This window comes from Prosthecobacter sp. (assembly GCF_044378005.1).
Taxonomy (GTDB): Bacteria; Verrucomicrobiota; Verrucomicrobiia; order Verrucomicrobiales; family Verrucomicrobiaceae; genus Prosthecobacter.
The window spans coordinates 21085-29202 of sequence record NZ_JBILYB010000075.1 but is presented as its reverse complement, the minus strand read 5'-3'; the positions used below and the strand labels follow the sequence as shown (position 1 = coordinate 29202).

The 8118-nt window shown below is 60.1% G+C and carries 6 protein-coding genes and 1 pseudogene; all 7 read left to right on the top strand.

From position 1 onward, the window contains the following. A pseudogene (locus AC6FTP_RS15070) lies at positions 1-515 on the top strand (hypothetical protein); the annotation flags it as partial. 4 nt (positions 516-519) lie between these two features. After that, positions 520-1245, top strand: a complete 726-nt coding sequence (locus AC6FTP_RS15065; RefSeq protein ID WP_497207742.1) for an SGNH/GDSL hydrolase family protein — start codon at positions 520-522, stop codon at positions 1243-1245. Between the two features lie 98 nt (positions 1246-1343). Beyond that, positions 1344-3980 (top strand): DUF4838 domain-containing protein, encoded by a 2637-nt coding sequence (locus AC6FTP_RS15060; RefSeq protein WP_497207741.1) that lies wholly within the window; start codon positions 1344-1346, stop codon positions 3978-3980. Between the two features lie 7 nt (positions 3981-3987). Then, positions 3988-4863, top strand: a complete 876-nt coding sequence (locus AC6FTP_RS15055) for a hypothetical protein (RefSeq protein ID WP_497207740.1) — start codon at positions 3988-3990, stop codon at positions 4861-4863. Positions 4864-4881: 18 nt separating this feature from the next. Further along, complete coding sequence (bla, locus tag AC6FTP_RS15050; RefSeq protein ID WP_497207739.1) at positions 4882-5724, top strand: subclass B3 metallo-beta-lactamase; 843 nt, start codon at positions 4882-4884, stop codon at positions 5722-5724. 24 nt (positions 5725-5748) lie between these two features. Then, the gene (locus AC6FTP_RS15045; protein WP_497207738.1) at positions 5749-7098 is read left to right on the top strand and encodes a hypothetical protein; all 1350 of its coding nucleotides are present in this window, start codon (positions 5749-5751) and stop codon (positions 7096-7098) included. Further along, the gene (locus AC6FTP_RS15040) at positions 7095-8114 is read left to right on the top strand and encodes a hypothetical protein (RefSeq protein ID WP_497207737.1); all 1020 of its coding nucleotides are present in this window, start codon (positions 7095-7097) and stop codon (positions 8112-8114) included. The genes AC6FTP_RS15045 and AC6FTP_RS15040 overlap by 4 nt, the downstream gene beginning before the upstream one ends. The last annotated feature ends 4 nt before the right edge of the window (positions 8115-8118 follow it).

The window sequence follows — 8118 nt, the reverse complement described above, 5'->3', positions numbered from 1 at the left end:
TGCCGGGTGATCGTGTGGTCGTGGCCAGCTCGCTGAGCGGCGATCATCTGGAGGTCTTCGATTTGAAAGGCGGGGCGGTGCCCGTTTTCAAAACACCGCTGCGTTCCGCACATGGCGTGTTTTGGGATGAGGCGCGGCATTGCCTTTGGGCGCTCGGATTCGACGAGCTGCGCTCCTACACCCTCGCCGGTTGGGACACGGCCTCGCCAGCACTTCAGCTCAAGAGCACGCACAAACTGCCGGACGCTGACGGTCATGATTTGCGCCCCGTGCCCGCCAGCGCCGAGCTGCTGCTCACCACCGAGCACGGCGTGCATCTCTTTGATCGCGATCGAGCGAGCTTCCGGCCTCACCCCACACTGAAGGACCATGCCAAGGTGAAGTCCGTGGACGTCCATCCAGTAACTCAACGAATCGTCCTCAGCACCTGGGGCGCGACTCTGCGCCTTTTCGCTCCCGAAGGAACCATCACCTTCCAAGACGCCCGCCCCTACAAAGCCCGCTGGATGCCTTGATCTCATGAAAACCATTCTCTGCCTCCTGCTCACTGCCTGCACCGCGTTCGCGGCGGACAAACCGGCCACCCCACCCGAGTTTGTTGCCATCACCGATGATCCAAAGCTCCCGCGTGTGCTCCTGATGGGCGATTCCGTATCCATCGCGTATGCGCTGGAGGTGCGGAAGCTGCTCGCGGGCGTGGCGAATGTGCATCGCGTGCCCGCGAACTGCGGCTCGACCAAAGTGGCGGTCGGCTACTACGGCCTCAAGCGCTGGCTGCCGGATGCGAACGAGAAATGGGACGTGATTCACTTCAACCATGGCCTGCATGATCTCTCCTATCGTTTCGCCGATGATCGCGACAAGAACTCGAAGGGCGATTACGCCTCACCGACGAACGGCGGGCATCAAAACGTGCCGCCTGAGGTTTATGAGAAGAACCTGCGTCAAATCATCGCCCGCCTGAAACAAACGGGTGCCAAACTCATCTTCGCCAGCACCACGCCCGTGCCCGAAAGCGATGCCGCGAAGTATGTCAAAGACTCGGAGCTGCCTTACAACGAAGTCGCCAAACGCGTGATGTCGGAAGAAGGCGTGACCTGGAACGACCTCTGGTCGCTGGTAAAGCCCCGCCAGGCCGAGCTGCAAATCCCACGCAACGTTCATTTTCAGGCCAAAGGTTCATCGGTGATGGCGAAGCAGGTGGCGGAACACATCCGTGCGGCATTGGTGAAGGCCAAATCGTGATTTGAGGCCATAAAGTCGGCAACAATGACTGAGCGGACAAAGCGTGCCCCTTGGCGACGTTAGCCTCATCCGTGTTTTCATCTCCTACCACTCGCCTTATGCGCCTACTCACCGTTCTCGTCTGTTCGTTCTCCTTGGCGCTGTTAGGCTTCGCTCAAGTCGCGATGACGGATGTGGACGAGCCGGAGGACATGATCCTCGGGTTCAGAGGCAAATCGAAGTATCAGATCGTGGTGCCGGATACTTTTGCGAATGCGACGGCGGAGTCGTCGGTGACGCGGGCGGCGGAGTTGTTGCAGCAGGCGTTTGCGGCGAACAAGATCACGCTGCAGGTGGTGAAGGAGTCTCAGGCTGAGGCGGGGCGTCCGGGCTTCTATGTCGGGGCGACGAAGTTCGCGGCGGCGAATGGCGTGGAGGTGCGTCAGCTCAAAGGTTGGGGATTTGCGCACAAGGTGGTCGAACGGAATGTGATCATCGCGGGCAATGACGAGCCGGATACGCTCGAAGGGAAACGCGCCATCCCGGGCTGGCGCACGGCGACGAAGGATCAATCGCTGCCCTTTGAAGGCACGCTGTTTGGCACGGCGGAGTTTGTGCATCGCTTTGTCGGAGCGCGGTTTTTGTCGCCAGATGAATCAGGCACGACCTTCGTGCCGCAGTCGATCATTCATGTGCCGCCGACGCTCGATGTGCGTGGCGAGCCGCATTTCATCGAGCACGACATGCGCAATGGGCCGGAGTTGTTCTACACGGCGAATCATTGTCGGCGCTTCACGCGTGTGTGGTCGCGTGGCGGGCATCAGCATCCGTCCGCAGTGCCGATTAGCGAGTATGGGAAGACGCATCCCGAGTATTTCATCCTCACGGGCAATGTGCGGCAGCCGGAAGTCGGCACGACGGACGGGCAGCTTTGCCTCTCGAACCCCGAGGTGCGCGAGCTGATCTACAAGCACATCCTCGCGACTCTCGACAGCGGTTACGATGTCATCGAACTGGGCCAGGCCGATGGCTTCCGCCCTTGCCAGTGCAAGGAATGCGAGGCGCTGTACGGCGTGAAGCCCACGACCAAGCCAACCGATGGCATTGCCTTCAGCACCGACCGCGCGTGGGGTGAGAAGATCTGGATCATGCATCGCGACATGGCCTTGCGCTTGATGAAGGATCGGCCGGGGAAGAAGCTCATGATGACGGCCTACAGCATCTCGCGGGAGCCGCCGCAGACCTTCCACGAGTTCCCGGAGAACACGATCATCGAAATGATGAGCTCTGAGGAGGAATCCTTCGCCGCGTGGAAGCAGCTCAAGGTGCCCGGCGGCTTTTCGGCGTATCTTTACAACTGGGGAAACTTCCATCTCGTCGGCCTCACGCCGCTCACCACCGTCTCGATGATCGCGGAGCAAAGTCGCCTGCTGATGGAGAACAACGTGCGTATGGTGCAGGTAAATGGCAGCCCCGGCGCAGGCCAATGGGGGCTCGAAGGACCGAACATCTACGTGTATCTGCGCCTCGCCATCGATCCGAAGCGGCAGAGCGCGAACGAACTCTTCGACGAATACCTGCAGGCCGCCTTTCGCGAGTGCGAGAACCCGATGCGCCGCTTCTTCACCAATGTGCAGAGGCGCGTCGAGCTGTGGCGGGTGCTGCGAGAATATGCGTATCAGTCCGGACGCGATCCCATCTTCGCGCTCGGCACTCTTTGGCCGCCGGACGTGATCAACTCGCTCGAAGAAGACCTCGCCGCCGCAGAAGGCAGCGTCGAACTGCCCGAGGTGCGCCGCAGGCTCGACATCGTGCGCTACGAGTTCGATTTCCTGAAGCGCCTCGCGCTCGTCATCAATGCGTGGCGCAATCATCAGGCGATGAACAACGTGGCCTCGCTCACTCAGTTGCTCGACGCGGTGGATGCGCGCAACGCCTTCATCACCGGCGTGGCCAATGGCGACGCGAAGTATGCGAAGAAAAAGAACCCCGCGTATCGCTTCGCCGACGAAAAGAGCCTGAAGTATGCCGGACGCTATTTGGAACGTGCGCCGTTCAATTGGGACACCGCGAAGATGCGGGCGAATCCGGCGCAAATGATCCAGCAAAGCCAATCGCTCACCATTGAGCGTGCGGCCGGGCCTTTGACGCTTGATTCACCCCGTTGGGAGAAGGCCGAGTCGCATCCGCTTTTGCCCACCGATGCCGCCGTGACGAAGCTGCAAGCACCCACGACCTTCCGCGTGCTCTGTGACGACTCGAACCTCTACATCCGCGTCAGCGGCGAGCAGCCAGCGAACAAGACGACTTTCGCCGCCCGCGGCCACGATGCCGAGCTGTGGTTGCAGGAGAGCATCGTCGTCAATGTCTCGCCCATCGCCGACAAGAGCCGCTACTTCTACTTCGCCTACGAGCCGGAGCCGACGTCGTTCAACGAGGCCGAGCACGGCTTCATCGCCGACTACCTGCACCCGCGCTACGGCTGGAACGACGAAGGCTGGAATGGCGCATGGACCTTTGAAACGAAACTCATCCCGGCCAAAAACCGCTGGGAATCCATGGCCGTCATTCCCTTTGAAACGATGCGCACCGAGGCACCCAAAGCTGGTGACACCTGGTATCTCAATGTCGGTCGCGTGCACTTCACCGACTCCACTGACAAGAAGACCAACCGCGAATTCTCCGCCTGGACCAGCAAGCTCAATGCCTCCCGCATCCCCGGCGATGCGAGCTTCGGCAAAGCAACCTTCAAATGATCCGCTCATGAATCGACTCTGCCTCCTCTTGGTTTGCCTCGTCTCACTCGGCGGCGCTTCACACGCCATCGACTACACCGCGCTCAGCGCCGTGAAGCGATTGCGCACGGAGAAGCGCTACGACGAAGCACTGCAAAAACTCGAAGCGCTCGCGACGAAGACCGACGAGGCCAGCGAGAACTTCACCTACCTCTCGCAGGCACTCGACATCACCGTCGATTCGCTGAAGGATGCCGACCGTTCGCTCGCCCTCGCAGCTACGATCAAGGAGCCCGCGTTGCGCGATTTCGCCAAGCTGCGTGTGCTTGCCGATTTCGAGCGTTACGACGAAGCGCTTACGTTTGTGCATGACAAGCAAGTAGCCTCCTGGCCCACGCGCGTGCTGGGTCAGGCGCACGGCATTCTTGCCACCATCTACCACGATAAGAAGGACGCCGCTGCCGAACTCGCGCAGTGGCAGCTCGCCGCCGCCGCGCCGGGTGCGGAGATCGGCGTGCGTGGTCGGGCACTTCGCGAAGCAGGCGTGCTTTTTCAAAAGCAGGGCAACACCGCGAAGGCCGAAGAGCAGTTCCGCCAAGCCCTTAAAGTCACGCCGTCGAACTACGCCTGGCGTGTCGAGAGCCTCATCGCCCTCTCACGATTGCTCATCGAAAGCCAACGCGCGAAAGAAGCCGTGAAAGCCTTTGAAGGCACCGACTTCACCAAGGTCACCAGCATCACCGCTCGGGGCAATCTCCTCGAAGCTTACGCTCGCACATTGTTGGCAGCCGGGAAGAAGATCAAAGCCATCGAAACCTTCGGCCAACTCCCCCAACTCGATCTTCCCGCCACCTGGAAAGACCGCATCAACCAGGAACTCGATCAAATGGCGGAGGAGTTTTGATTCGAACCCATGACCACCATGCACACACGCCGCACTCTACAGCTATTGCTCAACCTCCTCGTGTCCCTCCACTCGCTCGCCGAGCAGCCCGCGGCATGGATGGAGCCCTTTCCGCCGCACAAGATCGCCGGAAACCTCTACTACGTCGGCTCCAAGGATCTCGCGTCCTATCTCATCGCCACGCCGGAGGGCCACATCCTGATCAACAGCAGCTTTGAAGAGTCCGTGCCGCTCATCCGAGCCAGCATCGAGAAACTCGGCTTCAAGTTCACCGACGTGAAGATCCTGCTCATCAGCCACGCTCACTCGGATCATTGCGCAGGCAGCGCGGAAGTCATCAAGCTGACCAAGGCCCAATACTTCGTCATGGAGCAGGACGCCGATGCGGTGGAGAGCGGTGGCGCGAAGAAGTCACGTCTGGCCGACTACACGCAGTTCACCCCCGCCAAAGTGGACCGCCGTCTCAAAGACGGCGAGGAGGTCAAACTCGGCGGCAGCACACTCGTTGCAAACCTCACCCCTGGTCACACACGCGGCTGCACTACCTGGACGACGAAGGTCGATGGCCTCAACGCCGTCATCATCGGCAGCCCGAACGTGAATCCCGGCTACATTCTCGTCGTCAACAAGGATTACCCGACCATCGCGACCGACTACGAGAAGACCTTCCGCTTTCTCAAAGCGCAGCCCGTCGATCTCTTCCTCGGTGCCCACGGTGGCTACTACGACATGAATGACAAGCATGCACGCCTCGGCACCAGCAGTACGAATCCCTTCATCGACCCCGAAGGCTACCATCGCTATGTCGAGGATCGTGAGAAAGCCTTCCTCGCCGCACTGGCGAAACAGCAGGCGAAGTAGTTTTCATTTCAAACCGAACTCATCATGAAAGCACTCCTCTATCTCGCGCTCATTCTTCCGGCCTTCGCAGCGGAGTCGTTGCGTCTCGCCACCTTCGATGTCGATGCCACACCTTCACTTGGTTCGGCCATGGCTTATGACCCGGTGAAGCGGGTGGATGAAATGACGCTGCGTTGTCGTGGCATTGCCCTTCTCGGCGCAGAGCAGCCCATCGTGCTGTGTGCGGTGGATTGGATCGGTATTGCCAATGAAGGTCACGATGCCTTCCGTGCCGCGCTCGCCGAGGCCGCAGGCACCGTGCCTGCTCGCGTGGCGGTGCATGCGCTGCATCAGCATGATGCGCCGGGCTGTGACTTCACCGCCGAGAAGATCATCAAGGAACTCGATGTGAAAGGCTACACCCGCTTCGATGGCACCTTCCATCGCGTGGTTATCCAGCGTGCGGCTGATGCCATCCGTGCAGCATTGCCGAATGCACAACCCATCACGCACTACGGCTTCGGGGAGGCCATCGTCAAAGAGGTCGCTTCGAACCGCCGCGTGGAACGCACACCCGAAGGCAAAGTCGGCCGCATGCGTGGTAGCAGTTGCAAGATCGAAGGTCTGATCCAACTGCCGGAGGGACTCATTGATCCTGTCGTCTCACTGCTCAGTTTTTGGAATGGCGACAAACCTGTCGCCGTGCTCAGCGCCTATGCCTGCCATCCGCAGAGCTATTATCGCCTCGGCATTCCCAGCCCTGATTTCCCAGGCATCGCACGCTTCATTCGCGGGCAGGATGTGAACGCCGCACTGCATGTCCACTTCAATGGAGCGGGAGGAAACGTCGCCGCAGGCAAATACAACGACGGCACGCAGAGCAATCGCATCATTCTCGCCACTCGCCTCGCCGCCGGAATGCGTGAGGCTTATGACAAGACCACCAAGCTGCCGCTCGCCGCCACCGACATCAGTTGGGGCAATATTCCCGTCAGCCTGCCGCTCTCACCGCGATTGGATGAAGCCGACCTCGTAGCAAAACTCAAAGCCACGGCAGCCAGGGGCTACATCTCCTTCGCCGATCAGCTCGCCTTTGTCCGCCGCACCAAGGCTGGGCACAAGATCGACATCACCTGCCTCAGTGTCGGCACCACGCGCATGTTGCATCTGCCGGGCGAACTCTTCGTCGAATATCAGCTCGCCGCCAAAGCCATGCGACCTGATCTGCATGTCATGATGGCCGCCTACGGCAACTACGGCCCCGGCTACATCGGCACCGCCGCCGCTTATCCAGAGGGCGGCTACGAAACCGGACCCACTTCCTCCAATGTCGCGCCTGAGGTGGAGAGTGTACTCACCGATGCCATGCAGATCTTGCTCGGGAAGAAGCCATGAAAACAAAGCCTCTGCTTTTTCTTATCGCACTCTTGTGTGTGAGCTTCGATCTTGCAGCGCATGATCTGAAAAAGCTGGAGCGCTCCTTCTGGCTGAACGCCTCGCTCGCCGCGCCGAAGCGTGGCTATTGGGGTGCGGAGTTCCCCGAGCCAAAAGCTCCGACCGCCGTCGAGATTGCCAACGCAGCACGAGTGCTCATGCAGGATGCGAATCCCACCCGCCTCTATCTCATCCATCATCATGAGTTGCCCGCAGAGCGTACGATGCAGCTCTTTCGCGACTGGCGGAAAGCCGTTCCAGCCGCTGTCGAGATCGTGCCCGCGCTCGTGCTGCGCATGTATGACAAGAAGCTCACGCCCGTCTTTGCGGAAGCCGAGTTGCAGTCGCTGATCACCTTCTTCAGAGCCGAGATTCATCCGAGTCGCATCGCCGTCTATGACGTGCTGCCGAATCGTGATCAAGGCAGCTCGCTTGCGATTTTGTCGCAGAGTTACGAGAGTGGACTCATCCGCGTCGGTCTCCAACCAGATGAAAAACTCGCGCCGCCCTTCGTCGCCGCCGTTGAGGACACCTGGAGCGGCTTTTGCCATGGCAAAACGAACGACGACTGGCAGGAACATGGCTTTGGGCGCGACACCCTTCGCCGTTGGGTCACCGCGCGAAATGCGCAGCCATTGCCAATCGCCTACGACCTCATCGTCGTTGCCTGGGACTATGACAACACCAAGCGCGGCGAGTATCCCGGCTATGATGATGCGCACAAAAACATGCCGCTGCCCGCCGGGCGAAACCGCCTCGCTGTCGATGAGATCCTGACTCATGCCAAAGACGGCGTGCTGGCTGGCTTCAGTTCCGATCTGCTCATCGTGGAGCTGAACTCCGAAACCAAAGAGCATGACGGCTCACAGACTTTCTACACCATGCTGAAGTCAGGCCAGAGCTACACAGGCTACTATTCTACGCCCTGGCGGGAAGTCTGCACGCTCTTCAAGTCCCTCGCCGACGGCAAACGCTGAACCA

Bases quoted from the DNA above. Each gene is read 5' to 3' on its own strand.
- AC6FTP_RS15045 (WP_497207738.1), top strand. From the start codon at position 5,749: ATGAAAGCACTCCTCTATCTCGCGCTCATTCTTCCGGCCTTCGCAGCG.
- AC6FTP_RS15060 (WP_497207741.1), top strand. From the start codon at position 1,344: ATGCGCCTACTCACCGTTCTCGTCTGTTCGTTCTCCTTGGCGCTGTTA.
- AC6FTP_RS15065 (WP_497207742.1), top strand. From the start codon at position 520: ATGAAAACCATTCTCTGCCTCCTGCTCACTGCCTGCACCGCGTTCGCG.
- AC6FTP_RS15040 (WP_497207737.1), top strand. From the start codon at position 7,095: ATGAAAACAAAGCCTCTGCTTTTTCTTATCGCACTCTTGTGTGTGAGC.
- bla (WP_497207739.1), top strand. From the start codon at position 4,882: ATGCACACACGCCGCACTCTACAGCTATTGCTCAACCTCCTCGTGTCC.
- AC6FTP_RS15055 (WP_497207740.1), top strand. From the start codon at position 3,988: ATGAATCGACTCTGCCTCCTCTTGGTTTGCCTCGTCTCACTCGGCGGC.